Genomic DNA, 25,333 nt, shown 5'->3' on the forward strand with positions numbered 1-25,333 from the left:
ACATGGCCGAGTGATTTCACATGGCCAACTGAAATACCATGACCAAGCGACATGAGTGACCCTCATTTCTCTACCCGAGCGGCCGACCGCCTCGCCTCCCACTCCGTGCACACGCTGTTCGAAAGCAACGGCTGGGAAGTCATTGAAGCGTCTGGAGACAGCAAGGGCGCGGATTTCATTCTGACGAGCCCTCGTGGGCAGACCTATCACGCGGTATTGAAGGCACTGACGGAAGGTCGCGCCGACCGGGCAATCCCGCTATTTTCGCAGGCTCTACTGGAGTCGCGCGCCTACGCAAACGCACGGCACGACCGGTCCCGCCCTGCCGTAATCCTCTGGGTGGGGGCGGCATCGCCTGCGCTTGTCAAAAAGCTGGTGAGCTTCCAGAAGCAGTATGGGAATGGTGAGCCGCTCGCCATCCTCTCCGACGTGCCGCTGTACGCTGATTTTCCAGAACTCGAGGCCGAAGAGCCGCCAGTGAGCGTGCGACGCAGCAGTCACTCCGCACCGCCGACGCTCGTTTTCTCCGACCTCGCTCAATGGATGCTCAAGCTCCTGCTCGCGGCCGACATCAAGCGCGAAAACTTGATCAGCGCGCCGGGAAAGACGTACCTGACGGCGACCGAGCTTGCGCGCGAAGCTGGCGTTGCGGTCATGACGGCCACTCGGCTCATCAATGCCCTGAAAGAAGAGGGCCTTGTCGAGTTCGCGCCCCACCTGCGAATCGTGCAGCGACGCAAGCTTGCGCATCGTTGGAAGGCAACGTACGTGAAACCGTCTGCCAGCGTACCGATGAAATTCCTGGTGGCAGGCGTGCCCGAGGAGCAGCAGTTACGAAAGACGCTCAAGCGCGAAGCAGGAGCAACGCTCGGGCAGTTTGCGGCGGCCAACGCTCTGCGCGTAGGGCACGTCCATGGCGCGATAACAACGCTGTGGGTCCCCGACCTCGCAGCGGCTGAAGGCTGGCGAGGCCTGAAGCGTGCGCGCGACGGCGAACGGCCGGATCTCATCTTGAAGCAGCACCCATACCCTCAATCGTTGCTTCGTGGGCGCGTGATGTGCGATGGCGTCTGGGTATCCGACATCATCCAGACATGGCTCGACGTTTCCGCCGACCCGACGCGCGGCGCCGAGCAGGCCGCGGAACTTGAGCATGGCGTTCTGGCGAAAGTAGTAGGTGAAGGAGCATGAGCAGCTTCGCGGAATTCAGCAGACTTGCGATAACGCTGGAGCCGTGGCGCCAGCAGATCGTCTTTGTCGGCGGATGGGCATTCCGGTTGTTTGGGTACGAACCGCGTGCCTACACGGCGGACCACAAACCGATCTTCACCCAGGACGCGGACGTGGCCTATGACAAGCGAGAACTGCTCGACGGCGATATCAAGAAGGCATTGGAAGGCGCTGGCTTCACCGAGCAGCCGAACCTTGCCGGCGGGTTCAAGCCGCCGGCGATGCGCTACAACCTGAACGGCGATGAAAACGGGTTTTACGCCGAGTTTCTGACTCCACTCACCGGCAGCGGGAAAAAGCGCGACGGTAAAGGAGGATGGGAAGCAGACGCGACCGAACTGCACGCGGGAGTCGTCGCGCAAAAACTTCGGTTTATCGAAGTCCTCCTGTTTAAACCCTGGCTTGTGACCATCCCGAAAGAAGAGTCCGGGCTCCACGAGACCGTGGCCGATCTTCGCGTGCCGAACCCGGTGAGCTTCATGATTCAGAAGCTTTTGATCCGCGACAGGCGAGAGGGGAAAAAGCGCGCTCAAGACGTGCTTTACATCCACGGCACGCTCCAGATCTTTTACGGAGCAATCGAGGATGATCTCATTCCAATCTGGAAGGAACTGGAGGCCACGCTGCACCCCAATCAGCGAAGGTCAGTCCGCGAAGGCGTGCAAGAACTCTTCTACGAGATGAACGACGTCATCCGTGAAGCGGCCGAGATTCCTGATGACAAGCTGGACCCGGAAGCGATGCTGCAGTTGTGCAGGGAAGGCTTCGAGGATCTTTTCAGCGAGGGCTAGCACATGACGATGGCCTGGTCAGGCCGGACAACTTGGTGACAATTCGGCCACCTTTTTCCGCGAGACAACACCGGGCTGGCATCCCCAACAATTCCTGCTATTATGCGAAACAGCTACATTTCGTATATATAGGGCACCATGGGAATCATCAAGATATCAGAGTCGATGCACGACTCACTGCGCCGCACGAGCGGCGCCCTCAGCCGCTCGATCAACGCGCAGGCCGAGCACTGGCTGCGCGTGGGCATGCTGGCCGAGCTCAATCCGACGCTGGCCTACGGCGAAATCTGCCAGATGTTGCTGCGCGCCGAAGCGCAGCAGGCGGAGGACGACGCCCCGCTGCCGCAGGTGGCATGATGGCGCGCGCTCCTCAAATCCCGCTCCGCTCGCAGGCGGAAATCGAGCAATCGCGCGTGGCCGGCCAACTGGCCGCCGACCTGTTGCGCATGATCGGCGAGTACGTGAAGCCCGGCGTCACCACCGACGAACTCGACACGATCTGCCGCGAATACATCGTCGACGTGCAAAAGGCCATCCCGGCCAACATCGGCTATCACGGCTTTCCGAAGACGATCTGCGCGTCGGTCAATCACGTGGTGTGCCACGGCATTCCGTCGGCGCACAAGCTCGAAGACGGCGACATCATCAACATCGACGTAGCCGTGATCAAGGACGGCTGGTTCGGCGACACGAGCCGCATGTACTTCGTCGGCGAGCCGGACCCGGTAGCCAAGCGCCTCGTGGATACCACCTACGACGCGATGCGCGCCGGCATCCTGGCCGTGAAGCCGGGCGCGACGCTCGGCGACGTGGGCTACGCGATCCAGAGCGTCGCGCATGCGGCCGGCTTCAGCGTCGTGCGCGAATACTGCGGGCATGGCATCGGCACCGTCTATCACGACGAGCCGCAGGTGCTGCACTACGGCCGGCCCGGCGTCGGCACGCGGCTGGTGCCCGGCATGATCTTCACGATCGAGCCGATGCTCAACGCGGGCAAGGCGGAAACCAAGCAACTGGCCGACGGCTGGACCGTGGTGACGCGCGACCGTTCGCTGTCGGCGCAGTGGGAGCACATGGTGGCCGTGACCGCCGATGGCTTCGATGTCCTGACGGCTTGGCCCGAAGGCACGGGGCGTTATGCGCCGCTCGGCGCGGCCTCGGCTTCGGCGGCGTGATGCGCGTTCGTTGAAGGCGTCGCTTCGGTCTGCGAAGCGGTTATCCCATGCGGGTTGTCACGCGCCGCGCGTCCTTCGGGATGCGCGGCGCGTTTCGTTTGCGCGCCTTGCCGGCTGCGGTTTCAGGCTGCCTCGGTATCGCCGAGCCAGCGATACATCACGTGGCAATCGACCAGGCCGAGCGTGCGGTGGCGATAAGCGCGCGGCAACGTGCCGACGATCTCGAAGCCCATCTTCTGCCACAGCGCCACGGCCACCGTGTTGGTGGCCACCACCGAATTGAACTGCATCGCCAGGAAGCCCGCGTCGCGCGCCACCTGCAGCGAGTGCTCGCACATGCGCTGCGCCACGCCCTTGCCACGCGCGGCCGGCGCGACCATGTAGCCGCAGTTGCAGACGTGCCGGCCCGGGCCCACCGCGTTCGGCTTCAGGTAATACGAGCCGAGCAACTCCCCGTCCTCCTCCGCGACAAACGTGTGCAGCGGCAGGTCGATCCACAGCGCGCGCGCCGCCTCTTTCGTGACGGCCGGATCGAAGGCGTAGGTTTCCTGCGCCTCGACGATCGCCTGGAACGTCGGCCAGAAGCGGTCGAAATCGTCGGGGGTGATGGGGCGGATCGTGATCATCGTCGGTGGGCCGGGGCTTGAGAAGAGACGACGATTCTATCCGGATGCGCAGCGTTTATTCCTCCGCTCGCTTCGCCGTATCGCGCAGCATCGACACCGCGACCAGCGACAGCACCACGCACACGGCCACATACGCCGCGGGCGCGAGCTTGTTGCCGGTCACGCGCACCAGCCACGTGGCGACCAGTTGCGCGGTACCGCCGAAGATCGTGACGGCCAGCGCATAGGCGATCGAGATGCCGGTGGCGCGAATCCGGCGCGGGAACGATTCGCACATCAACGCGAACTCCGAGGCCGAGCCCATCGAGAAGCACAGCAACAGCAGCGCCGTGACCGGCATCACCACCGGCAAGGTCGGGAAGCGGTTCATCAGCATGAAGGCCGGAAACAGCAGCAGCACCAGCGTGCCGCGCCCGATGAAGATCGGCAGCTTGCGGCTGCCGATCCTGTCGGACAACCAACCAAATACCGGGCACATCACGAGGATCACGCAACTCGACGCCACGCCGACGAACATCGACAGCTTCATCGGCAGCCCGAGCGTGTGGATCGCGTAGGTCGGCATGTAGAACGTCAGGATGTAGGTGGAAACGGTGCCGCCCATCACCGTCAGCGTGATCAGCAGCACCGTGCGCGCGTGCTGCGTGAACAGCTCGCGCAGCACGCCGCGGTCGATCGCATGCGAGGAACCGGCCGGTTCCTCGGCGAGCCGGCGGCGCAGCAGCATGCCGACCGGCGCGATCGCCAGGCCCACCACGAACGGCACGCGCCAGCCCCAGCTTTCCAGCGCGCCCTTGCTCAATGCATTCGACAGCAGCGCCGCGAGACCCGAGCCCATCAGCGCCGCGCCGCCCTGCGTGGCCAGTTGCCAACTGGCGCGAAAGCCGCGCCGCGAGGCGTCGCCCTGCTCCAGCAGCGTGGTGGTGGCCGCGCCGAATTCGCCGCCCTGCGAGAAGCCTTGCAGCAGCCGCGCGAACACGATCAGCAACGGCGCACACACGCCGATCTGCGCGTAGGTGGGCGCGATCGCGATCAGGCCGGTGCCGGCCGCCATCAGCATGATCGTCAGGTTCAGCGCGGCCTTGCGCCCGCGCCGGTCGGCGTAGACGCCCAGCACCACGCTGCCGAGCGGGCGCGTGAAGAAGCCCGCCGCAAAGGTCGCCACCGACAGCAACAGCGAGGTGGTCGCGTCGCCGGCCGGAAAATACAGCTTGCCGATCAGGACAGCGAAAAATCCGTACACCGTGAAATCGAAGAATTCGAGCCAGTTGCCGATCACGGCCGCCACCACCGCACCGCGCGGCGACAGGCGAGCCGGTGCGGCGGCCGGGGTTTCTTCGAGGGGCAAAGCGAGCCGTTCGTCGTGCATGGGAATGTTCCTGATTGGGGCCGGCAAACCAGCGCTCACGCTGCCAGATAACGCTCGACCAGCCGCGTCCAGTACGCCGCGCCGATCGGCAGGTTGTGATCGTTGAAGTCGTAGTGCGGGTTGTGGACCATGCAGCCGTCCTCGCCCACGCCGTTGCCGAGCCGCACGAACGAACCGGGGCGCTGTTGCAGCATGTAGGCGAAATCCTCGCTGCCCATCAATTGGCCGGTCTGCTCCACCACGTGGTCGTCGCCCACCAGCTCCTTCGCGACCTGCGCGGCGAAATCCGTTTCGGCATCCGAATTGACCACGACCGGATAGCCCTCGATGTAATCGACCCGCGCCGTCGCGCCATAGCTGGCGGCCTGACCTTGCGCGATCTCGGTGATGCGTTGCTTCAGTTGCGCACGCACCGTTTCGCTGAACGAACGCACGCTCAGTTCAAGCCGCGCGTGCTGCGGAATCACGTTGCTGGCGGTGCCCGCGTGCATCGCGCCGATCGTGACCACGGCCGACTGCGACGGGTCCACGTTGCGCGCGACGATGGTTTGCAGCGCCATCACGATGCTGGCCGTGACCACCACCGTATCCACCGTCAGATGCGGGCGCGCCGCATGGCCGCCCACGCCTTCGATCTCGATCACGACGCGGTCGCCCGCCGCCATGAATGCGCCACGCCGCATCAGGAACTGGCCCGGCTCCGCGCCCGGATGGTTGTGCATGCCGAACACGGCGTCGCACGGAAAGCGCTCGAACAGGCCGTCGGCGATCATGCGCTGCGCGCCGCTGTCCACGCCCTTTTCCTCGGCCGGCTGGAAATACAGGTGCACCGTGCCCGAGAAGTTGCGGGTGCGCGCAAGCTGGCGCGCCGCGCCGAGCAGCATGGTGGTGTGGCCGTCGTGGCCGCACGCGTGCATCTTGCCGTGCGTCTCGCTCGCATACGGCAGGCCGGTGGCCTCGAGGATCGGCAGCGCATCCATGTCGGCGCGGATGCCGATGCGGCGCGTGCCCTCGCCTACCGTCAGCGTGCCGACCACGCCCGTTTCTCCCACGCCGCGCGTGACCTGCCAGCCCCAGCTTTCGAGCTTGTCGGCCACCAGCGCGGCCGTCGCCACTTCCTCGAAGGCCAGTTCGGGATGGCGGTGGATGTGATGGCGAATCGCGAGCAGGTCGGGGACGTCGTCGGCGAGGTCGGGGATTTCGGTGTAACGGTGCGCGGTGGGGGTGCTCATCGAGGCGGCTCCGGAGCGCCGCGCGCCGTCGAAGCGGCCTGCGCGGCAGGTGGGGGGATCTAGCGCGCACTATAGCCAGCCAAATCGCACCGGATAAGATGCGGGAATTTTCACCGTGATAAACAGGGTTTATCACCGGGTTCGGATTCGCGGTGGGCCGCGATGCCGCCGGAAAAAAATTCCGGCCGCCGACATAATCAAGGCCCATTTAAAGGAAAATATTCCGAATCGGGTTATCGGAAATATAAGCCGATATTAAATGGCCCCGCGACTTGATAATGAAACGTGCGTACCGAATTTCATATCCGCAACATGAAATCGATTACTTGAATTTCACCGGCGTCGAATAAGACAAACACGGTCAAATCACCGCGACAGCCTTGCAAGGAGTTGGTAGGATTGCGCCCAAGCAACGCGTCGGGCTTGGTCTTTCTGATCGCTTAGGGGGCAAGCTGGTGAGGTCGTGGGGCCCAGGGAGGGAATGACGAAGGCCATAGTCGTTCCCTCTCGCTTCGAATTTCATTTCATTTCCGGCGTGGCATGCCGCTTGGCGGTGCGATATTCTCCGCCCTTTCCGCCGTATAAATTTCATGCGGCCGCTTCAAGCGAAATAATCTCGAAGGCCCGCCGCCCCCAAAAAGGCAGGCCGTCGTGCATTAGGCGTAAACGTCTCTAAAATTGTCGTTTATGACCGTACCCTTTGGCATCGCCGCTCCCTACACTGGACTCCATCGCAAGTCGCGATCACCGCTCAACCAACGAACCGGAGTCCTCAATGAAAGTCCTCGCCATCGCCACCATCATCAAGCCGGTCACGCCCGAGCAACGCGCCGAGATCATGCCGCGCGAAGTGCCCGCCACGCTGAAGCTCTATCTGGACAGCAAGATCGAACAATTCTGGGCTCGCCAGGACAAGCCGGGCGTGGTGTTCCTGCTGGACGCAGAATCGGTGGACGCCGCGCGCGCCACCATTGATTCGCTGCCGCTCGTCGCGGACGGCTACGCGCAGTACGACTTCATTCCGCTCGGCCCGCTCGCGCCGCTCGGCATGCTGATCCAGGGTCAGTAAGGTCTCCTGGTCAATCGCGCGGCCCGGCATGCTTGCCGGGCCGCGCGGCGTTTCAGACCTTGCGCAGCACCGCTTGAATCAAGCCGGCACGGCCTTCGCGCAGGTTGCGCGCGAGATTGCCCGTCATGTCGCGAAAGCCAGGCCCCATCACGAGATGCAGGCCCAGCGGCGGCGGGCTGGTCATCTGCGCCTGGCGCTTCGCGCGCGCGTCGAACCACGTCAGCGCCACCGCGCTCGAATCCACCCACGATTGCACGGCGAAGCCCTGCGCTTCGAGCACGCTGCGCATGCGCTCGGGCGTGACGAGGAAACTCGATTCGGTATCGGTAGCCCACGGCACCGGGTAATGCAGCGGCGCGTCGGATGTGGCCACCACGTCGAAGATCGCGAGCCGGCCGCCCGCGCGCAACACGCGATGCGCCTCGCGATAGAGCGTGTCGCGATCGGCGATGTTCATGGCGACGTGCTGGGTCCAGGCGATATCGAACGTGGCGTCCTCGAATGGCAGCGCCAGCGCATTGCCTTGCCGGTAATGCGTGCGATCGCCCAGCCCCGTTTGCGCCGCGAGATATTGCGCCGCATCGACATAGGACGGCGACAGATCGATACCTTCGACATGACAGCCGAACGTCGAGGCCAGATAGCGGGACGGCCCGCCCAGCCCCGAGCCGATGTCGAGCACGCGCTGGCTGCCGTCGAGGTCGAGCAGGTCGGCCAGCTCGCGCGTGGCGTCGAGCCCGCGCGAATGGAATTGGTCGAGCGGCGCGAGATCGCCAGGCTGCGGCGGATGGGTAGCGTCGAAGCCGGCCGCCGCGAGCGCGGCGCGAAGGCGTTCGACGAGGCTGGGCGCAGCCTGTTCGTAATGCTGCGTGATGCGGGACGTTTCGGTCATGAGCGGCTCCGGTGCACGGCAGGCCGCCTGACGCAGCCCGCCCGATGGCCTAGTCTAGCCGCGCCCGCGCGCCGGGCATACGGTCACCCCCGCCAACTTTGCAGCCGATCACGCCAATCTCGCCACCGCGCGTGAATGCCGATGCGGATCGCGTCCGGCCGGTTCGACATCGAATCGTCATGCTCATCTTGCCGATACGCTTGCACGCGCAACCATCTCAGGCATTGCGTTGCTTCGAGGCCGGCTCCACGCGTGCGCCGCCCGGCAGCGCGCCGAACATATGCTGGCCGCACTTCGCCTCGCGCCACGCGGCCGACAGGCGATGCCCGGACACCAGGCGCTTCACCAGCGGCAGGATCTGCTCCCCGGCCAGCATGCCGAGCAGGCCCAGCAACGCGATGATCGGCGGCGCGGGCGACTGCACGCCGATCGCGCCATACACGACGCCGGCCAACACGCCCGCCAGCAAGGACAACACATAAGCCTTCATGGTTCGGCTCCCGTCGAGAGTGAGCCGGCGAGCGAATGCATCCGGCGAATTGCCCGCCAGCCTAACGGGTTTGCAAGAAGAACAAAAGCGCGCACCCGGTATTTAAGACGCTGTTTTTGGAATGGGTGCGATTCCATTTCTTGGATTTCTCGGCGACGCAATTGCGTGTCAAATAAATAGCGTTGGATCGCACGCCGGTCCGACGCAACCCGATGAAACCTTTTCGGTCGCGCCGCATGGTGCGCCGCCCTGATCTACCCATCCAAGGACGACACGTCATGAGCGATTCGAAGCTCGAAGTTCTCACTCCGCACAACAGCCAGTTGATCATCATCGATCAGCAGCCGCAAATGGCGTTCGGCGTGCAATCGATCGACCGTCAGGCGCTGAAGAACAACGTGGTGGCGCTCGCGAAGGCCGCCAAGGTGTTCGACGTTCCCACCACCATCACCACGGTCGAATCGCAAAGCTTCTCCGGTTATACGTACCCCGAACTGCTCGACGTGTTTCCCGATCACCCGGTGCTCGAACGCACCTCGATGAATTCGTGGGACGACCAGAAAGTGCGCGACGCGCTGGCCGCGAACGGCCGCAAGAAAGTGATCGTGTCGGGCCTGTGGACGGAAGTCTGCAACACCACGTTCGCGCTGTGCGCGATGCTCGAAGGCGGCTACGAGATCTACATGGTGGCCGACGCGTCGGGCGGCACCTCGCAGGATGCGCACGACTACGCGATGCAGCGAATGATCCAGGCCGGCGTGGTGCCGGTGACCTGGCAGCAGGTGATGCTCGAATGGCAACGCGATTGGGCCCATCGCGAAACCTACGATGCCGTGATGGCGATCGCCAAGGAACACTCGGGCGCTTATGGCCTCGGCGTCGATTACGCCTACACGATGGTCCACAAGGCCCGGCAACGCACGGCCGTGCAACACGAGATCCTCGCGCCGGTGCCGGCGAAGTAAACGCGCAGGCCGCACCGGGCAACCGGCGCGGCCTTCGTTAAACGGGTGAGGCTTCCGCCACCGCCCACGGCGCGTGCGCCAGGTGTTCCATCAGGAAATCGAGCAGCACCTTCACGCGCGCGGCGCGCAGCATGCCGGGCGGCGTGACCAGGTTGACGTTGATGTCGGCGATGCGCCAGTCGCACATGATGCGTTCGAGCGCACCGCTCTTGAGCGCATCCCACACCAGAAACTCGGGCTGCAACGCGATGCCTTGCCCGTCGAGCAGCGCCGGCAGGATCACGTCGGCATTGTTGGTGCGCATGCGGCCATGCACCGGCACCGCGCACTCCTCGCCCGATTCGGCATGACGAAAGCGCCAGAAGTCGGGCGACGGCAGGTTCGTGTAGATCATGCTCAGGTGATGTTCGAGCTCGCGCGGATGCTCGGGGCGGCCGTGGCGCGCCAGGTAGGCCGGCGATGCGACGAGCGGCCGGCGCACCGCACACAGACGGCGCGCGCGCAGCGACGAATCGCTCAGGTCGGCGATGCGGATCGCGACGTCGCAGCCGCTCGACACGATATCGACGAGGTGGTCGGTCAGCACGAGATCGACATCGACCTTCGGGTAGCGCTCCAGAAACACCGGCAACACCGGCGCGAGGTGGCGCAGCCCGAACGACATCGGTGCATTCAGGCGCACCACGCCGTGCGGTTCGAGCGCATGCGAGGACGCTTCGTTCTCGATGCTCTCCGCGTCGGCCAGCAGTTGCAGCGCGCGGTCGCTGAGCAGTTCGCCGGTGGGCGTCAGCGAGAGCTTGCGCGAGGTGCGGTACAGCAGCATCGTGCCGAGCCGCTGTTCGAGGCGCGCGATGGCCTTCGACACGGTGGGCTGCGAAATGCCCAGCAGGTTCGCCGTCTTGGCGAACGAGCCGGTTTCGACGACGCGGGCGAAGATCGCCCAGGCTTCGAGATCGGGTAAGGCTGGCATGGTGAAGTCGGAGAAGGTGGAGATTCAGGCGCCGGATCTGACGCTAAGGAATAGTAATCAATTTTCAATCGCGGCAGCGGTAAGCCGCGATGCGGACCCGGGAGCAACGCCCGGATTCTAATTCGATCGGGAGGTCGAGCGCATGGAAACTTATCTCGTCTCGCTCGGTGCGGGCGCATTGATCGGCGTGATCTACAGCGCGATTCGCGTGCGCTCGCCGGCGCCGCCGCTGATCGCGCTGGTCGGTCTGCTCGGCATGGTGCTCGGCGCGCAGGCGCTGCCCGCCGTGCGGCTCTGGCTCGGTGCATGAGCCATCGCTCTCCCCGCTTCGCCCTCCCCGCTCCGTCGCTTCTTCGACAAGGAAACGCCCGTGAACACCATCACGAAGCAACCCGACCTGATCCTGCATAACGGCCGGATCACCACGCTGGACCGCGCGAACCCGATCGCGCGCGCCGTCGCCATCGCCGATGGCCGCTTCATCGCCGTGGGCGACGATGCCGAGATCGTGCCGCTGGCCGGCAGCGCCACGCGCGTGGTGGATCTGCAAGGCCGCCCCGTGTTGCCCGGCCTGATCGACAACCACCTGCACCTGATTCGCGGCGGCCTGAACTACAACATGGAGCTGCGCTGGGACGGCGTGCCGTCGCTCGCGCTGGCGATGGAGATGCTGCGCCGTCAGGTGGCCGTCACGCCCGCGCCGCAATGGGTGCGCGTGGTGGGCGGCTTCACCGAGCACCAGTTCGCCGAGAAGCGCCTGCCGACCATCGACGAGCTGAACGCCGCCGCCCCCGACACGCCCGTGTTCATCCTCCACCTGTACGACCGCGCGCTGCTCAACGCCGCCGCGCTGCGCGTGGTGGGCTACACGAAGGACACGCCCGAGCCGCCCGGCGGCACGATCCTGCGCGATGCGTCCGGCACCCCCACCGGCCTGCTGCTCGCCAACCCGAACGCGACCATCCTCTACGCGACGCTCGCCAAAGGCCCGAAATTGCCGATCGAGTATCAGTACAACTCCACGCGCCACTTCATGCGCGAGTTGAACCGGCTCGGCGTGACGGGCGCCATCGACGCGGGCGGCGGCTCGCAGAATTACCCCGACGATTACGAAGTGATGCGCAAGCTGCACGATGCGAACGAGATGACGGTGCGTATCGCCTACAACCTGTTCACGCAAAAGCCGAAGGCCGAGAAGGAAGACTTCGTGAACTGGACGCAGTCCGTCACCTATCACGACGGCAGCGACTATTTCCGCCACAACGGCGCGGGCGAAATGCTGGTGTTCTCGGCGGCCGACTTCGAGGATTTCCGCGTCGCGCGCCCCGAATTGCCGCCCGAAATGGAAGGTGAACTCGAAGGCGTGGTGCGCGTGCTCGCGCAAAACCGCTGGCCGTGGCGCCTGCACGCCACCTATGACGAAACCATCAGCCGCGCGCTCGACGTGTTCGAGAAGGTGAACGAGGAAATTCCGCTCGACGGCATCAACTGGTTCTTCGATCACGCCGAAACGATTTCCGAGCGCTCGATGGATCGCATCGCCGCGCTCGGCGGCGGCGTGGCCGTGCAGCACCGCATGGCCTACCAGGGCGAATACTTCGTCGAGCGTTACGGCGCGCAGGCAGCCGAAGCCACGCCCCCCATCAAGCAGATGCTGGAGAAAGGCCTGAAGGTGTCGGCCGGCACCGACGCCACGCGCGTGGCCTCCTACAACCCGTGGGTATCGCTGTCGTGGCTCGTGACCGGCAAGACGATCGGCGGCCTGCGACTCTATCCGCAGCGCAGCCTGCTCGATCGCGAAACGGCGCTGCGCATGTGGACCGAATACGTGACCTGGTTCTCGAACGAGGAAGGCAAGAAAGGCCGCATCGCCGTGGGCCAGCTTGCCGACCTGATGGTGCCCGACCGCGATTTCTTCGCCTGCGCCGAGGACGACATCGCCGGCACCAGCGCGCTGCTGACCGTGGTGGGCGGGCGCATCGTGTGGGGCGCGGGGCCGTTCTCGCAACACGACCTGCCGATCCCGCCGGCCATGCCCGACTGGTCGCCGGTGCGCGAATACGGCGGCTACGGCGGTTGGGGCGCCACGCAACGCGCGGGCGCGCCGCTGCAACGCGCGGCGGCCGCCGCCGCGCAATGCGGCTGCGCCACCGCCTGCGCGCTGCACGGCCACGCCCACGCGAACGCATGGAGCCGCGACTTGCCGACCTCGGACGCCAAGTCGTTCTGGGGCGCGTTCGGCTGCGCCTGCTGGGCGATCTGAGATGCGCACGCCGCATCTCGCCGGCAACCCGCGCTGGGTGCGCGCGCTGCTGGCGTGGCCGTGGGCCGCGCCGCTGCTGCGCCTGGCGCTGGTATCCGCCTATCTGGTCGGCGGCATCGACAAGCTGCTGCATTTCCACGACGCCGTGGCCGAGCAGGCGCACTTCGGCCTGCAACCGGCCGCGCTGTGGGCCGCGCTCGCGATCGCGGTGGAGCTCGGCGGCTCGCTGTGCATCGTCGTGCGCCGCTTCACCTGGCTCGGCGCGGGCGGCCTGGCGATGCTCACGCTGGTGGCGATGGCCGTGGCCAACGACTTCTGGAACCTGACGGGCGCCGCCCGCTTCATGGCCTTCAACAGCTTCTTCGAACATCTCGGGCTGATCGCGGCGCTGGCGCTCGCCACGCGGCTCGACGATCTCGACGGCGGGCCTGGCGCGTGACGCCTCGCCCCCTCGTTTCGATACGGACTTCAAACCAACAGGATTACCGAACATGATCACGATTCGCTCCACCTTGCTGGCCCTGGCGATCGCCGCCGCCGCGGCCACCGCACCGGCCGCCTACGCCAAGGCGTCGTTGGGCGCCACGCCGGCCGCCGCCACGCTCGCCGTCGGCCCGCAATACGACACCACCCACGTCTACGTCGCGCCCGAGGATTTCGATCGCTTCACCGACAGCTTCGTGGCCACCTTCGGCGGCAGCAAGTCGAAACAGGGCGTGTTCCAGGTCACGCCCACGCCGAGCCAGACGATGTCGCAGCTCGTGTTCACGCCGGCCGGTTCGATCTCGGTGTTCGGCTTCAAGACGCCCGTGCCGCATCCGTTCGGCGCGGAGCGCACCGGCTACCTCGTGACCGACATGGACGCCGCCGTGAAATCGGCGCGCGCGCACGGCGCCGACGTGATCGTCGACACGTTCCCCGACCCGATCGGCCGCGATGCGGTGATCGCCTGGCCCGGCGGCGTGAACATGCAACTCTATTGGCACACCGAAGCACCGAACTACGCGCCGCTGCAAACCGTGCCGGAGAACCGCGTGTATGTATCGGCGCAAAGCGCCGGCAAGCTGGTACGCGATTTCGTGGCGTTCTCGCACGGCAAGGTGGTGTCCGATGTGCGCCACGCGCCCGGCGTCGAGATCGGCCGCCCCGGCGACACCTATCGCCGCATCCGCATCGATTCGGGCTTCGGCAAGATGACCGTGCTCGTTACCGACGGCCACCTGCCCTACCCGTTCGGGCATGACATGACCGGCTACGAAGTGGCCGACCTCGACGCAACGCTGCAAAAAGCCGAGGCCGCCGGCGTGAAGACGCTCGTGCCGCGCTTCTCGTCCGACGGCCGCGACGCGGCGATCGTGCAGTTCCCGGGCGGCTATATCGCCGAGATCCACGCCGCCGCGGAGAAATGAACGACCCAATGAAATCCGAGGACACGCTGCTGGCGGCAATCGCCGGCTTCGTCGATACGCTCAGTTTCGTGGCGCTGTACGGGCTGTTCACCGCGCACGTCACCGGCAACTTCGTGTTGATCGGCGCGGGCGCCGGCGGCTACGGGCAGGGCATCCTGCTGAAGCTGGCGGTGTTTCCCGCGTTCGTGGCCGGGGTGGCCGGCAGCAGCCTGCTGGTGCGCGTGCTGCCGCGCCATCACGCACGCCACGGCGCGCGGTTGCTGCATGCGGCGCAGGCCGTGCTGATGCTCGGCTTCTGCGTGGCGGGCGTGGCCGCGTCGCCGGTGGCCGCGCCCGACGATCTCGCCGCGGTGGTGGCCGGCATGCTCGGCGCGTTCGCGATGGGCGTGCAGAACGCACACCCGCGTTTGATCGCGCGACCCGGCGTGCCGAATACCGTGATGACCGGCAACGTCACGCAGGCGATTCTCGATGGGGTCGACATGCTGTCGGCCGGCGCGTCCGGGGCCGTGCGCCACGCCGCGCGCGCCCGCTTCGCGAAGATGGTGCCGGCCATCGTGGCGTTCGCGCTCGGCGCGGCGGCCGGCGCGCTCGGCTGGCGGCACGTCGGCTTCTGGGCATTGCTCGCCCCGGCGCTCGCCCTGGCCACGCTCGCGTTCACCACCGGCGATGCACCGTCCCCCGATTCGTCCCATGCCTGAGGCGGCCGGCGTGCCGCCCTCCATCGAGGAACCCACCATGATGCCGACCCCGCCGCGTGCGCGTCGTATCGAGAAAGCCGCCGGCATCGTCGCGCTGGCCGGCGCGCTGCTGACCGGCGCGAACGCGGCCCGCGCCGACACCACGGACACCGCCGACGAACCGCCCGCCGAAAGCTGCACCGCGAAGCGGCCGATTCCGTCGTTCAACCGCTGGCAGGAAAACTGGGGCACGCTGGCGAACCCGTGCCTGCCGCGCCGCCCGCTCGACGGGCTCAAAGCCATCCCGCTCGGCGCCGATCCTTCGTGGTACGTATCGTTGGGCGCGAATCTGCGCGAGCGCTTCGAGCTGAACAACACGCCGTTGTTCGGCCTCGGCGGCACGCATCAGGACAGTTGGCTGATCCAGCGCACGCAGGTGCATGCCGATGCGCGCTTCGGCGAGCATGTGCAGGCGTTCGTGCAACTGGAAGACGCACGCGCGTTCGGCAAGAACACCGTGTCGCCGGTCGACAAGAACCCGCTCGACGTCGAACAGGCGTTCGTGGCCTATGTCGGGAAACTGGGGGCCGGCACCGTGAAGGCGCGCGTCGGCCGGCAGGAAATGGCGTTCGACTTGCAGCGCTTCATCGCCGCGCGCGACGGCCCGAACGTGCGCCAGGCCTTCGACGGACTGTGGGGCGATTACGAAGTCGGCCAGTGGCGCTTCATCGGCTATCTGACGCGCCCCGTGCAGTATCGCGACGTGGATACGTTCGACGACACGTCGAACCGGCATCTGAAGTTCAGCGGCCTGCGCGTGGAGCGCAGCGGGTTCGGCCCCGGCGATCTGTCGGCGTACTGGTCGCGCTACGAGCGCGACGGCGCGAGCTTCCTCGATGCCAAGGGCCACGAGCGGCGCGACGTGTTCGACGCCCGCTACGCCGGCAAGGTCGCGCCGTTCGATTGGGACATCGAAGCAATGGGACAGACCGGGCAGGTGGGAGCGAGCACGGTCGGCGCCTGGGCGTTCGGCGCGTTGGGCGGCTATACGTTCTCGACGCTGCCGGGTACGCCGCGCCTCGGGCTGCAGATCGACGGCGCATCGGGCGATCATCATCCGGGCGACGGCCACGTCGGCACGTTCAACCCGCTGTTCCCGAACGGCTATTACTTCACGCTGGCGGGCTATACGGGCTACAGCAACGTCATCCACGTGAAGCCGTCGCTGACGTTCAAGGTCACGCCGAAGGTGACGTTGCTGACGGCACTGGGCTTCCAGTGGCGCGACACCACGCAGGACGCCGTGTACGGCCAGGGCATGGCGATGGTGCCGGGCACGGCCGGCAAGGGCAGCTTGTGGACGGGGATGTATGCCCAGGTTCGCGCCGACTGGCTGGTCAACGACAACGTGGCGCTGGCGCTGGAAGCGGTGCATTTCGAAATCGGCGATTCGCTTCGCGCGCTGGGGGCGCGCAATGCGGATTATGTGGGCGTCGAAGCCAAGTTCGGCTGGTAACGGCCGATGCCGACGGAAAGGGGATGAGCATGCCGCAGACTGAAATGGAACTGGCCCGCCTGCGCGCCGCCGCCCATGCCAACCTGGAAGACGCCCGCATCTGGCGCTGGTACGCGGATCTCATGGAAGACGAGCGCATCTGCTGCACGCACACGCGCGACGGCTGGCTCGTGACCATCGACGACCGATATACCGTGGAGGATGAATCGTTCGACCGGGCCGTGCGGCTGGCGGCCCGCCAATGGTTCGATATCCCGACCTTGTCCGTCACGCTGCGCCGTCGCCGCAAGCGCGGCGTTGTGTCGGCCCCTGGGCCGCTGCCGCAAGTCGTTTAGCGGCAGCCCCCTACTTCAACACCACCGGCAAACACCGCACCCCGCGAAACGCAATACTGTTCGTCCGCTCCACGCGCGCCGTATCCACCTCGAAATCCGGATACCGCTGCGCCAGCGCCGTGAACACGATCTGCGCCTCGATGCGCGCCAGCACCGCGCCCAGGCACGTGTGAATCCCGTGCCCGAACGACAGCACGCGCGAGCCGCTGCGCCCGATGTCGAGTTGATCCGGCTCGGCGAACTGGCGCTCGTCGCGATTGCCCGAACCGATCAGCACATGCAGATACGTGCCTTTCGGCACCCGCTGCTGCCCGATCAACATGTCCTCGCTCGCCGCGCGCCCGGTCACCTGCACGGGCGCGTCGAAGCGCAGCAGTTCGTTGACGAGCGACGCGGCCAGCGCCGGCTCGTCGACGAAGCGCTGCCATTGCTCGCGATCGTTCGCCAGCGCCAGCAAGCCGTTGCCGATCAAATGGCTGGTGGTGGCGTGCCCCGCCGCCAATAACAGAATCAGGTTCGAGATCAGCTCGGCCTCGGTGAGCCGGTCGCCCGCTTCCTCGGCGGCCACCAGATCACTGAGCATGTCGTCCTCGGGCACGGCGCGGCGCGCGGCGATCAGTTCAGCGAAATACCGGCGGAACTCGGCGATGCTGCGCTGCACGCTCGCCACCTCGTCGGCCATCATCGGCCGCCCGCTGATGATGCTGCCGAACGCGACCGACCACGCATGCAGTTGCTGGTGCGCCTCGCCCGGCACGCCAAGCACGAGCGCGATCGCCAGCACGGGCAGCGGCACGGCGAACTCGGTCACGAAATCGGCCGGCCGCCCCGCGCACGCGGCCAGGCCATCGTGCGTCAGCGCTTCGATGCGCGGCCGGAACGCGTCGAGCCGGCGCGGCGTGAACGCCTTCGCGAACAGCTTGCGCAGGCGCGTGTGGTCGGGAGGATCGAGGAACAGCATCTGGTTCGCCAGCGTCTTGCCGATATCGAGCGCGGCGGGATCGGTTTCATCGGCCAGGTTCAGGCGCGAGGCCGAAAAGCGCGAATCGTCGAGCACGGCCACGATGTCCTCGTAGCGCGACACGAGCAGGCTGCCGACGTGCTCGTCGCGGTGCACCGAGCCGACATCGCGCAGCCGGCGATACCACGGATACGGATCGACGCGCTGCGCCGGGTCCATCAATTCGTACAGCGAAAAATGCCGATTCTCGGGATCGCGCATCGCGCCTCCTTGAGCTGGGAGTGGCGCCGGTCAGGACCGGCGGCCGGGCCAGGCTGGGGTGACCTGCATTCTGCTACGCACCGGCCGGCGGCGGCAAGCCGGCGCGGCGCGCCCGGCGACGCTCGGCCCGCGTGCGCAGGCGGTCCATGTACAGGTAGACGACCGGCGTGGTGTAGAGCGTCAGCATCTGCGACACGATCAGGCCGCCCACCAGCGTGATGCCGAGCGGCGCGCGCAGCTCCGCGCCGTCGCCATGCCCGAAGATCAGCGGCAGCACGCCGAACAGCGCGGCCAGCGTGGTCATCAGGATCGGCCGGAACCGCAGCCGGCACGCCTCGTGAATCGCATCGAACGGCGTCTTGCCCTGCCGCACCGCCACGATCGCGTAGTCGATCATCATGATCGCGTTCTTCTTGACGATGCCGATCAGCAGGAAGATGCCGATCAGCCCGATGATGTCGAACTCGGTGCCGGACACCAGCAGCGCCAGCAGCGCGCCCACCCCGGCCGACGGCAAAGTCGAAAGAATCGTAATCGGGTGAACGTAGCTTTCGTACAGGATGCCGAGCACGATGTAGATCGCGGCCAGCGCGGCAACGATCAGCAGCAGTTGGTCCGCCAGCGCCTTCTCGAACTCCTCGGCGGTGCCGGCGAACGCACCGTTGATGCTGGCCGGCATGCCGATGTCGGCCATGGTCTGGTAGATCACGCGCCGCGCGTCGGACAGCGCCGCGCCGGGCGGCAGGTTGAACGAGATCGTCACGGCCACGAACGGGCCTTCGTGATTGATCGCGATCGGCGTGGTGCCCGGCCCGAAGCTGGCGATCGCCGACAGCGGGATCATGGTGGATTTCGAGGTGGACACCGCCTCGCCCGACGAGGTGCCCCCCGACTTGCCGGTGGCCGCGATGGCGTTGAGCGAGGCGTTGCGCGCCGAATCGGTGGAAACGGCCGCCGCGCTCGACGCGGACGACGCGGTGGCCGCCGTCGCGCCCACCGACGCCGTGCCCGCGCCGCCCACGCTCGGCGCGACGAAGGTGCCGGCCGTGGCGTTGGTCAGCGCCGAGCCGTTCGCCAGCCCGCCCGAGGTGCTGATGTACACCTGCTTCAGCATTTCGGGGTCCTGCCAATATTGCGGCGCAACCTCCATCACCACGTGGTACTGGTTCAGCGGGTTGTAGATGGTGGACACCTGGCGCTGGCCGAACGCGTCGTACAGCGTGTTGTCGATCTGCGCCGGCGTGATGCCGAAGCGCGCGGCGGTGGCGCGATCGATGGTCACCCTCGCTTCCAACCCGCCTTGTTGCTGATCCGAATTGACGTCCTTCAGTTGCGGCTTCTTCTTCAGCGCCTCGGTCAGCTTGTTGCCCCACGCGTAAAGGTCGGCCGTCGAATCGCCGTAGAGCGAGAACTGATATTGCGCGTTGGTCTGCTTGCCGCCGCTGCCGCCGAGATCCTGCGCGGCCTGCAGGAAGGTTTGCGCGCCGGCCACGCGCTCCAGTTGCGGACGCAACCGTTCGATGATCTGGTCGGCGCTGAGCTTGCGGTCGCGCTTGTCCTTCAGCGTCACGAACATGAAGCCGGAATTGGTGGTGCGCCCGCCGCGAAAGCCGGCGATGCTGAGCACGTCCGGGTCCGACTGGATCATGTGCATCATTTCGGCGAACTTCTTTTCCATCGCCTGGAACGAGGTGGACTGATCGACCTGAATCCCGCCGATCAGCACGCCCGTATCCTGTTGCGGAAAGAAGCCCTTCGGCACGATCACGTACAGCGCCATGTTCAGCCCGACCGTCGCCACCAGCGACAGCAGCGTGATGCGCCGGTGCCGCAGCGCCCATTGCAACGTGCGGTCGTAGCCGCCCTGCAGGCGCGCGAAGCCGCGTTCGAGCCAGCGCGCGAGCCGCCCCTCGCGGCGATGCTGGCCGGCCTCGGGCAGCAGGCGCGCGCACATCATCGGCGTCAATGTGAGCGAGACGAACAGCGACACGACGATCGCCAGCGACAGCGTCATCGCGAACTCGCGGAACAGCCGGCCGATCAGCCCCGTCATCAGCAGAATCGGCAGGAACACCGCGATCAGCGACAGGCTGATCGACAGCACCGTGAAGCCCACCTCGCGCGCGCCGTCGAGCGCGGCCTGCATGCGCGGCTTGCCGTTCTCGATATGCCGCATGATGTTTTCGAGCACCACCACGGCATCGTCCACCACGAAGCCGGTGGCCACGATCAGCGCCATCAGCGAGAGGTTGTCGAGCGAGAAGCCGAACAGGTACATCGCGCCGAACGTGCCCAGGATCGAGATCGGCACGGCCACGCTCGGAATCAGCGTGGCGCGCCAATTGCGCAGGAACAGGAACACCACCATCACCACCAGCGCCACGGCCATCAGCAGCGTGTGCTCGGTGTCGGCCAGCGACGAGCGGATCGTCACCGAGCGGTCGAGCACGGAATCGAGCGCGACGTCGGGCGGCAGCGCGGCGGCCAGCCTCGGCAGCGCAAGCTTGACGCGGTTCACCGCGTCGATGATGTTCGCGCCCGGCGAGCGATACAGGATCACCAGGATCGCGCGCTTGCCGTTGGCGCGGCCGAGGTTGCGCACGTCCTCCACCGAATCGAGCACCGCGCCCACGTCCTCCAGCCGCACGGCGGCGTGATTGCGATACGCCACCACCAGGTCGCGGTATTGCGCCGCCTTCGAGGCCTGATCGTTGGTGTAGAGCTGGTAGTGGGTCGGGCCGAACTCGATCGCGCCCTTCGGGCTGTTGGCATTGGCCGAGGCCAGCGCCGCGCGGATATCCTCCAGGCCGATGCCGTAATGGAACAGCGCGTGCGGCTCCAGCTCGACGCGCACCGCCGGGTTCGCCGCGCCGAACACGTCCACCTCGCCGATCCCCTCGATCTGCGACAGCGCCTGCTGCAACACCGTGGACGCCGCGTCGTACACGCGCGCCGGCGAGGCGGTATCGGACGTGACCGACAGCACCATGATCGGCGAATCGGCCAGATTCACCTTCTGGAACGTGGGGTTGCTTCGGAGGCTGGTGGGCAGGTCGGCGCGCGCCGCGTTGATGGCGGCCTGCACGTCGCGCGCCGCGCCGTTCAGGTCGCGCTCCAGCACGAACTGCAGGCTGATCAGCGAATTGCCGAGCGAACTGGTGGAGTTCATCTTGGTGACGCCCGCGATCGCGCCGAGATGCCGTTCGAGCGGGCTGGTCACGCTGGTGGCCACCGTTTCCGGGCTGGCGCCGGGCAGGTTGGCGAACACCGAGATGGTAGGGAAATCGACGCGCGGCAGCGGCGACACCGGCAGCTTCATGAACGCGAACACGCCGGCCAGCGCGATGCCGATCGCGAGCAGCGTGGTGGCGACCGGACGCCGGATGAACAGGCCCGACAGATTCATGCGCGCGCGCCGCCGGCCGAAGCGCCCAGCCCAACGGTGGCCAGAACGGCGGCCCCGGCGCACCGGCCGGCCGGCAACGGCGAAGCCCCCGCCCGGAGCCTGCGGGCGGTCGCGCTGCGCCACGGGCCGAACGCCCGGAATGTGGATGTCTGCATGGTTGCCGCTTCGTTCTCGTTGCGTGCGCCGGCAGCGGGCACGCCTGCGCGCGCCGCCGTCTCTCAGGTCGATCGCGTCGCGCCTGCCGTCACCCACGGCCCGCGCGCGCCGACGAGCGCCTGCCGCTATCGCGGCGGATCGGGCATTCGACCGTCGCGGTGCATGGAAGATTCCCGGCGAGTCGGGAATCGCGCCCGGGGCTGGCGTCGTCGCCCGCTATTGTAATGATCTGGCGGGGCGGCGTACGGGTGGGTGCGGTGGCGGCCTTACCGGGCCGATTCGCGATAGTTCGCGAACTTCGACATCTGGCCGATGCCGGGATTGAAGCAGTTGCACGGATCGAGCTCGCGGTAGAACGCGGCCAGCGCCGGCTTCGCGCGATACAGGTGGCCGACGTTGTGCTCGGCCGGATATTCGGCGCCGCGCGCGTCGAGCAGCGTCCACATCCGATGCTCGACCGCGAGGCAATCGTGGCCCTTGCGAACGATGTAGTCCTGATGAAACACGTGGCAGAGGAAATGGCCGTAGTAGAGCTTGACCGCGATGGTGTCCTCGATCGCCTTCGGCAAGGTTTCCACCCAGTCGCGATCGTTGCGCCGCAGCGCCACGTCGAGCGCCACGATGTCCTCCACCGCGTCGCTGTGGATCGCCCGGTAGCGCACCGCCGCGCCGGCCGCCGCGAAGCGCAGCAGGAACGCCTTGGCGCCCTCGTCGGGCGTGCATTCGAAGAAATCGCCGCCGGCCTTCGCGAAATACGCCGCGAGCCGCTCGCGCGTGGCCGCCACGCTGTCGGCCGATACCTTCAGCATCAGGTGATGCTCGAAACGCTCGCGAAACGCCTTCATGCGCGGCGGCAGATGGCTCGGGAACAGCCGGCTCACCGCCTGCAGCACGCGGTCGCTCAGGTGTTTGGGCAGGAACCCGAAGCGATTGGCGATCGCGTCGAAGCGGCTTTTCATGGCGAACAGCGCCGGCAGCCGCGCGGTGCCGAGGTGATGGATCGCCAGGAACGTGTCCTTGCCGTAGCGCTCGGCGATGTCGAACGCGTCGCGGTGCAGGTATTCGCCCGAGATCGGCAGTTGCGGCAGCTCGCGCAGCGCTACGCGGCGGATCTCCGTCAGTTCGTCTGGGGAATTCGTGCCGATGTAGAACACCTGGGTGCCCTGCTCGATCGGGAACGTATCGAGCCGCACCGCGAACACCATCAGCTTGCCGGCCGAGCCGGACGCCTCGTGCAGACGGCGCGGGTCGGCGTTGTAGCGGGCCGGGGTGTCGGCGTCGATCTCGCGCACTTCATCGGCGTAGTGGTGATCGGAGGCGGCGCCCGCGTCGTGGCGGATGTCAGCCTCGGAAAACGCGCGGCGCTCGATCCGGTCGAGGATCGCCTCCGGATCGTCGCCCAGCGCCACGCCGAGGTGGTTGACCAGGTGCAGGCGGCCGGCCTCGTCCACCCGGGCGAACACCGCCATCTCCGTGTAGGCCGGGCCGCGCCGCACCAGCGCGCCGCCCGAGTTGTTGCACACGCCGCCGAACACCGACGCGCCGATGCAGCTCGACCCGATCACCGAATGCGGCTCGCGGCCGAGCGGCTTGAGCGCGCGCTCGAGCTGGTCGAGCGTCGCGCCGGGCAGGCAGATCACCTGCCGACCCTCGTCGATCACGTGGATGGTGTTCATGCGCGTGGTGCTGACGATCACGATGTCGCGGTCGTAGGCATCGCCGTCGGGCGTCGAGCCGCCCGTCAGGCCGGTGTTCGAGGCCTGCGTGATGACGATCGCGTTGGCGGCCACGCAGGCCTGCAGCACCTTCCACTGCTCGACGATCGAGCCGGGCCGCACCACCGCCAGCGCGCGGCCCGAGCCGAAGCGAAAGCCGGTGCGGTAGCGCCGCGTGGCCTCGTCGTCCACCAGCACCTCGTTCGCGCCGACGATGCCGCGCAAGTCCGCCAGCAGCGCCGCGCCGTCGGTGCGCCCCGCCTGGTTCGATCCGCTCGATCCGCCCGCTGCTTCGTGCCCTGCCGTCATCGTGTTCTCCGTGCGTGATTGGCTCGCCGCGCGACGATCCGCGCAGCCGATACCGGAAAGCATAGAATCGCGGCAATCATTAGTCCAATATCTCGATACCGCGATTTGAAGACGAAAACGATATGGAATTCCGTCAACTCCGCTATTTCCTCGCCGTCGCCGAGCATCTGCACTTCACCGAGGCGGCGGCCTCGCTCGGCATCGCCCAGCCGCCGCTCAGTCAGCAGATCCTCAAGCTCGAGCGCGAGATCGGCGCGCGGCTGTTCGTGCGCCACCCGCGCCGCATCGAGCTGACCGAGGCCGGGCGGACGCTGGCCGAGCGCGCGCGGCGCATCGTCGACGACGCGCAGCAGGCGCTGGTGGAGGCGCGCAACGCCGGGCGCGGCGAAACCGGCCGCCTGTCGCTCGGCTTCGCCGGTTCGACCGTGTTCCATCCCGCCATCGCGCTGACCATGCAGCAGTTTCGCCACGACTACCCGCGCGTGGCGATCGGCTGCGAGGAGAGCAACAGCGTGACGCTGCTGGAAAAGGTGGGCGGCGGCCAGATCGACGCCGCCATGGTGCGCATGCCGCTGCATTGCGGAGAACTGATCGTCGAGCCGCTGGCCGACGAAGCCATGATCGCCGTGCTGCCTCGCGGGCACCGGCTCGGCCGCCGCAAGCGCGTCGATCTGGCCGATCTGGCGAACGAGGCGTTCATTCTGTTTCCGCGCGGGATCGGGCCGAATCTCTACGATTCGATCATCGGCGCGTGTCATGCGGCCGGGTTTTCGCCGACGATCGGGATGGAGTCGCCGCAGATTTCGTCGGCGGGCAACCTGGTGTCGGCGGGGTTCGGCGTGGCGATCGTGCCGGCGTCGATGCGGCAGGTGCAGGTGGACGGGGTGAGCTTTCACGAATTGCAGGGCAGCCCGCTCGGCACGGGGATCGCGCTCGTGCATCGGCCGCGCGAGGCGTCGGCTACGGTGCGGAATTTCGTGCGGGTGGTGAGGGAGAGGCGGAGCGAGGCGGAGAAAGCTTCATCGAGGTTGGGCCTCGCCTGACGCGGGCCTTGTCAATCGACGTTTCGGCGTACAGTGGAGCGCGCTCGTTGAAGTCGGATCGATCTTTCGCGAGGCACGGGTTTCATACTTTCTCGGAGAAATGCATGAAAGGATATTGGGTGGTTCTGGGTGGCGATGTCACGGATCAAGAAGCGCAAAAGCAATACGCCGCGCTGTGGGCGCCGATTGCCGAGCAGTATCAAGCCAGACTCAAGGTGCTCGATTCGAGCACGGTATTGGCCGAAGCCGGCCAGACCAAGCGCGTGCTGCTCGTCGAGTTTCCGTCTCTCGATGCGGCCAGGGCATGCTACGCCGACAGCGCCTACCAGGAAGCCAAGGTGTTCGCGCTCAAGGCCTATCAACGCGAGTTGCTGATCGTCGAGGGCGACTTCGCCTGACCGCGCTCCCGCCGGCCGAACCGGCCGCCGCACGCGCGGCCGGGCCGGATCGCTACTCGGTTGCCTCGATAC

Annotated in this window: 24 protein-coding genes; 15 read left to right on the plus strand and 9 right to left on the minus strand. The window is 66.6% G+C overall.

Annotation, left to right across the window (positions count from 1 at the left end):
- Nucleotides 1-51 precede the first annotated feature (51 nt).
- The 4 genes from AB4850_RS13670 to map all read left to right on the plus strand — a co-directional run bounded on the left by AB4850_RS13670 (nucleotide 52) and on the right by map (nucleotide 3,196).
- A complete protein-coding gene (locus AB4850_RS13670) occupies nucleotides 52-1,191 on the plus strand; it encodes a helix-turn-helix domain-containing protein (RefSeq protein WP_414440348.1) in 1,140 nt (379 codons plus the stop codon).
- A complete protein-coding gene (locus tag AB4850_RS13675; protein ID WP_414440349.1) occupies nucleotides 1,188-2,021 on the plus strand; it encodes a GSU2403 family nucleotidyltransferase fold protein in 834 nt (277 codons plus the stop codon). Before AB4850_RS13670 ends, AB4850_RS13675 begins: the two co-directional genes overlap by 4 nt.
- Before the next feature lie 138 nt (nucleotides 2,022-2,159).
- Nucleotides 2,160-2,378, plus strand: a complete 219-nt coding sequence (locus AB4850_RS13680) for a ParD-like family protein (RefSeq protein WP_414440350.1) — start codon at nucleotides 2,160-2,162, stop codon at nucleotides 2,376-2,378.
- Entirely contained in the window at nucleotides 2,378-3,196 is an 819-nt protein-coding gene (gene map, locus AB4850_RS13685; protein ID WP_414440351.1) for a type I methionyl aminopeptidase, read from the plus strand. The genes AB4850_RS13680 and map overlap by 1 nt, the downstream gene beginning before the upstream one ends.
- A gap of 122 nt (nucleotides 3,197-3,318) precedes the next feature.
- On the opposite strand, the gene AB4850_RS13690 is transcribed toward map, so the two are convergent.
- Genes AB4850_RS13690 through AB4850_RS13700 form a run of 3 tightly spaced genes read right to left on the minus strand, consistent with a single transcriptional unit; the run spans nucleotide 3,319 to nucleotide 6,423 of the window.
- Nucleotides 3,319-3,822, minus strand: a complete 504-nt coding sequence (locus tag AB4850_RS13690; RefSeq protein WP_414440352.1) for an N-acetyltransferase family protein — start codon at nucleotides 3,820-3,822, stop codon at nucleotides 3,319-3,321.
- Nucleotides 3,823-3,877: 55 nt separating this feature from the next.
- A complete protein-coding gene (locus AB4850_RS13695; RefSeq protein ID WP_414440353.1) occupies nucleotides 3,878-5,191 on the minus strand; it encodes an MFS transporter in 1,314 nt (437 codons plus the stop codon).
- A gap of 35 nt (nucleotides 5,192-5,226) precedes the next feature.
- Entirely contained in the window at nucleotides 5,227-6,423 is a 1,197-nt protein-coding gene (locus tag AB4850_RS13700) for a M20 aminoacylase family protein (RefSeq protein WP_414440354.1), read from the minus strand.
- A gap of 775 nt (nucleotides 6,424-7,198) precedes the next feature.
- Between AB4850_RS13700 and AB4850_RS13705 the strand changes: the two genes are divergently transcribed.
- Nucleotides 7,199-7,492, plus strand: coding sequence for a hypothetical protein (locus AB4850_RS13705; RefSeq protein ID WP_414440355.1), 294 nt, complete (start codon nucleotides 7,199-7,201; stop codon nucleotides 7,490-7,492).
- A 52-nt stretch (nucleotides 7,493-7,544) separates the two neighbouring features.
- Here AB4850_RS13705 and AB4850_RS13710 read toward each other — a convergent pair whose 3' ends face one another.
- On the minus strand, nucleotides 7,545-8,384 hold the full coding sequence (locus AB4850_RS13710; RefSeq protein ID WP_414440356.1) for a class I SAM-dependent methyltransferase: 840 nt from the start codon (nucleotides 8,382-8,384) through the stop codon (nucleotides 7,545-7,547).
- A gap of 217 nt (nucleotides 8,385-8,601) precedes the next feature.
- Nucleotides 8,602-8,874: a DUF1427 family protein gene (locus AB4850_RS13715; protein ID WP_414440357.1), complete on the minus strand. Its 273-nt coding sequence runs from the start codon at nucleotides 8,872-8,874 to the stop codon at nucleotides 8,602-8,604.
- A 278-nt stretch (nucleotides 8,875-9,152) separates the two neighbouring features.
- Here AB4850_RS13715 and AB4850_RS13720 point away from each other — a divergent pair, with 278 nt between their 5' ends.
- Nucleotides 9,153-9,839, plus strand: coding sequence for a hydrolase (locus tag AB4850_RS13720; RefSeq protein WP_414440358.1), 687 nt, complete (start codon nucleotides 9,153-9,155; stop codon nucleotides 9,837-9,839).
- A 37-nt stretch (nucleotides 9,840-9,876) separates the two neighbouring features.
- Here the strand turns inward: AB4850_RS13720 and AB4850_RS13725 are convergent, their stop codons facing one another.
- The gene (locus tag AB4850_RS13725) at nucleotides 9,877-10,809 is read right to left on the minus strand and encodes a LysR substrate-binding domain-containing protein (protein ID WP_414440359.1); all 933 of its coding nucleotides are present in this window, start codon (nucleotides 10,807-10,809) and stop codon (nucleotides 9,877-9,879) included.
- A 142-nt stretch (nucleotides 10,810-10,951) separates the two neighbouring features.
- Here AB4850_RS13725 and AB4850_RS13730 point away from each other — a divergent pair, with 142 nt between their 5' ends.
- From AB4850_RS13730 to AB4850_RS13760, 7 genes are read left to right on the plus strand one after another with little or no spacing between them, the layout of a single operon-like run.
- Complete coding sequence (locus AB4850_RS13730) at nucleotides 10,952-11,119, plus strand: DUF1427 family protein (protein WP_414440360.1); 168 nt, start codon at nucleotides 10,952-10,954, stop codon at nucleotides 11,117-11,119.
- Nucleotides 11,120-11,179: 60 nt separating this feature from the next.
- Nucleotides 11,180-13,072 (plus strand): amidohydrolase, encoded by a 1,893-nt coding sequence (locus AB4850_RS13735; RefSeq protein ID WP_414440361.1) that lies wholly within the window; start codon nucleotides 11,180-11,182, stop codon nucleotides 13,070-13,072.
- Nucleotide 13,073: 1 nt separating this feature from the next.
- Nucleotides 13,074-13,511, plus strand: a complete 438-nt coding sequence (locus tag AB4850_RS13740; RefSeq protein WP_414440362.1) for a DoxX family protein — start codon at nucleotides 13,074-13,076, stop codon at nucleotides 13,509-13,511.
- Nucleotides 13,512-13,563: 52 nt separating this feature from the next.
- Nucleotides 13,564-14,481: a VOC family protein gene (locus tag AB4850_RS13745; protein WP_414440363.1), complete on the plus strand. Its 918-nt coding sequence runs from the start codon at nucleotides 13,564-13,566 to the stop codon at nucleotides 14,479-14,481.
- 8 nt (nucleotides 14,482-14,489) lie between these two features.
- Nucleotides 14,490-15,182 (plus strand): YoaK family protein, encoded by a 693-nt coding sequence (locus tag AB4850_RS13750; RefSeq protein ID WP_414442024.1) that lies wholly within the window; start codon nucleotides 14,490-14,492, stop codon nucleotides 15,180-15,182.
- A gap of 40 nt (nucleotides 15,183-15,222) precedes the next feature.
- Nucleotides 15,223-16,677, plus strand: a complete 1,455-nt coding sequence (locus tag AB4850_RS13755; RefSeq protein WP_414442025.1) for an alginate export family protein — start codon at nucleotides 15,223-15,225, stop codon at nucleotides 16,675-16,677.
- A 29-nt stretch (nucleotides 16,678-16,706) separates the two neighbouring features.
- The gene (locus AB4850_RS13760; protein ID WP_414440364.1) at nucleotides 16,707-17,012 is read left to right on the plus strand and encodes a hypothetical protein; all 306 of its coding nucleotides are present in this window, start codon (nucleotides 16,707-16,709) and stop codon (nucleotides 17,010-17,012) included.
- Between the two features lie 10 nt (nucleotides 17,013-17,022).
- On the opposite strand, the gene AB4850_RS13765 is transcribed toward AB4850_RS13760, so the two are convergent.
- The 3 genes from AB4850_RS13765 to dld all read right to left on the minus strand — a co-directional run bounded on the left by AB4850_RS13765 (nucleotide 17,023) and on the right by dld (nucleotide 23,820).
- A complete protein-coding gene (locus AB4850_RS13765) occupies nucleotides 17,023-18,234 on the minus strand; it encodes a cytochrome P450 (RefSeq protein ID WP_414440365.1) in 1,212 nt (403 codons plus the stop codon).
- A 73-nt stretch (nucleotides 18,235-18,307) separates the two neighbouring features.
- Nucleotides 18,308-21,640 carry an efflux RND transporter permease subunit gene (locus AB4850_RS13770; protein WP_414440366.1) on the minus strand — a complete coding sequence of 1,111 codons (3,333 nt, stop codon included), beginning with the start codon at nucleotides 21,638-21,640 and terminating at the stop codon, nucleotides 18,308-18,310.
- A 422-nt stretch (nucleotides 21,641-22,062) separates the two neighbouring features.
- Nucleotides 22,063-23,820: a D-lactate dehydrogenase gene (dld, locus tag AB4850_RS13775; RefSeq protein ID WP_414440367.1), complete on the minus strand. Its 1,758-nt coding sequence runs from the start codon at nucleotides 23,818-23,820 to the stop codon at nucleotides 22,063-22,065.
- A 122-nt stretch (nucleotides 23,821-23,942) separates the two neighbouring features.
- Here dld and AB4850_RS13780 point away from each other — a divergent pair, with 122 nt between their 5' ends.
- Entirely contained in the window at nucleotides 23,943-24,863 is a 921-nt protein-coding gene (locus AB4850_RS13780; protein ID WP_414440368.1) for a LysR family transcriptional regulator, read from the plus strand.
- Between the two features lie 104 nt (nucleotides 24,864-24,967).
- The gene (locus AB4850_RS13785) at nucleotides 24,968-25,261 is read left to right on the plus strand and encodes a DUF1330 domain-containing protein (RefSeq protein WP_414440369.1); all 294 of its coding nucleotides are present in this window, start codon (nucleotides 24,968-24,970) and stop codon (nucleotides 25,259-25,261) included.
- Nucleotides 25,262-25,333 lie beyond the last annotated feature (72 nt).

This window comes from Burkholderia sp. 22PA0106 (assembly GCF_047497155.1).
Taxonomy (GTDB): domain Bacteria; phylum Pseudomonadota; class Gammaproteobacteria; order Burkholderiales; family Burkholderiaceae; genus Burkholderia.

Excerpts from the sequence above, each read along its gene's own strand:
- AB4850_RS13670 (WP_414440348.1), top strand. The coding sequence starts at position 52 with ATGAGTGACCCTCATTTCTCTACCCGAGCGGCCGACCGCCTCGCCTCC.
- AB4850_RS13675 (WP_414440349.1), top strand. The coding sequence starts at position 1,188 with ATGAGCAGCTTCGCGGAATTCAGCAGACTTGCGATAACGCTGGAGCCG.
- AB4850_RS13680 (WP_414440350.1), top strand. The coding sequence starts at position 2,160 with ATGGGAATCATCAAGATATCAGAGTCGATGCACGACTCACTGCGCCGC.
- map (WP_414440351.1), top strand. The coding sequence starts at position 2,378 with ATGGCGCGCGCTCCTCAAATCCCGCTCCGCTCGCAGGCGGAAATCGAG.
- AB4850_RS13690 (WP_414440352.1), bottom strand. The coding sequence starts at position 3,822 with ATGATCACGATCCGCCCCATCACCCCCGACGATTTCGACCGCTTCTGG.
- AB4850_RS13695 (WP_414440353.1), bottom strand. The coding sequence starts at position 5,191 with ATGCACGACGAACGGCTCGCTTTGCCCCTCGAAGAAACCCCGGCCGCC.
- AB4850_RS13700 (WP_414440354.1), bottom strand. The coding sequence starts at position 6,423 with ATGAGCACCCCCACCGCGCACCGTTACACCGAAATCCCCGACCTCGCC.
- AB4850_RS13705 (WP_414440355.1), top strand. The coding sequence starts at position 7,199 with ATGAAAGTCCTCGCCATCGCCACCATCATCAAGCCGGTCACGCCCGAG.
- AB4850_RS13710 (WP_414440356.1), bottom strand. The coding sequence starts at position 8,384 with ATGACCGAAACGTCCCGCATCACGCAGCATTACGAACAGGCTGCGCCC.
- AB4850_RS13715 (WP_414440357.1), bottom strand. The coding sequence starts at position 8,874 with ATGAAGGCTTATGTGTTGTCCTTGCTGGCGGGCGTGTTGGCCGGCGTC.
- AB4850_RS13720 (WP_414440358.1), top strand. The coding sequence starts at position 9,153 with ATGAGCGATTCGAAGCTCGAAGTTCTCACTCCGCACAACAGCCAGTTG.
- AB4850_RS13725 (WP_414440359.1), bottom strand. The coding sequence starts at position 10,809 with ATGCCAGCCTTACCCGATCTCGAAGCCTGGGCGATCTTCGCCCGCGTC.
- AB4850_RS13730 (WP_414440360.1), top strand. The coding sequence starts at position 10,952 with ATGGAAACTTATCTCGTCTCGCTCGGTGCGGGCGCATTGATCGGCGTG.
- AB4850_RS13740 (WP_414440362.1), top strand. The coding sequence starts at position 13,074 with ATGCGCACGCCGCATCTCGCCGGCAACCCGCGCTGGGTGCGCGCGCTG.
- AB4850_RS13745 (WP_414440363.1), top strand. The coding sequence starts at position 13,564 with ATGATCACGATTCGCTCCACCTTGCTGGCCCTGGCGATCGCCGCCGCC.
- AB4850_RS13750 (WP_414442024.1), top strand. The coding sequence starts at position 14,490 with ATGAAATCCGAGGACACGCTGCTGGCGGCAATCGCCGGCTTCGTCGAT.
- AB4850_RS13755 (WP_414442025.1), top strand. The coding sequence starts at position 15,223 with ATGCCGACCCCGCCGCGTGCGCGTCGTATCGAGAAAGCCGCCGGCATC.
- AB4850_RS13760 (WP_414440364.1), top strand. The coding sequence starts at position 16,707 with ATGCCGCAGACTGAAATGGAACTGGCCCGCCTGCGCGCCGCCGCCCAT.
- AB4850_RS13765 (WP_414440365.1), bottom strand. The coding sequence starts at position 18,234 with ATGCGCGATCCCGAGAATCGGCATTTTTCGCTGTACGAATTGATGGAC.
- AB4850_RS13770 (WP_414440366.1), bottom strand. The coding sequence starts at position 21,640 with ATGAATCTGTCGGGCCTGTTCATCCGGCGTCCGGTCGCCACCACGCTG.
- dld (WP_414440367.1), bottom strand. The coding sequence starts at position 23,820 with ATGACGGCAGGGCACGAAGCAGCGGGCGGATCGAGCGGATCGAACCAG.
- AB4850_RS13780 (WP_414440368.1), top strand. The coding sequence starts at position 23,943 with ATGGAATTCCGTCAACTCCGCTATTTCCTCGCCGTCGCCGAGCATCTG.
- AB4850_RS13785 (WP_414440369.1), top strand. The coding sequence starts at position 24,968 with ATGAAAGGATATTGGGTGGTTCTGGGTGGCGATGTCACGGATCAAGAA.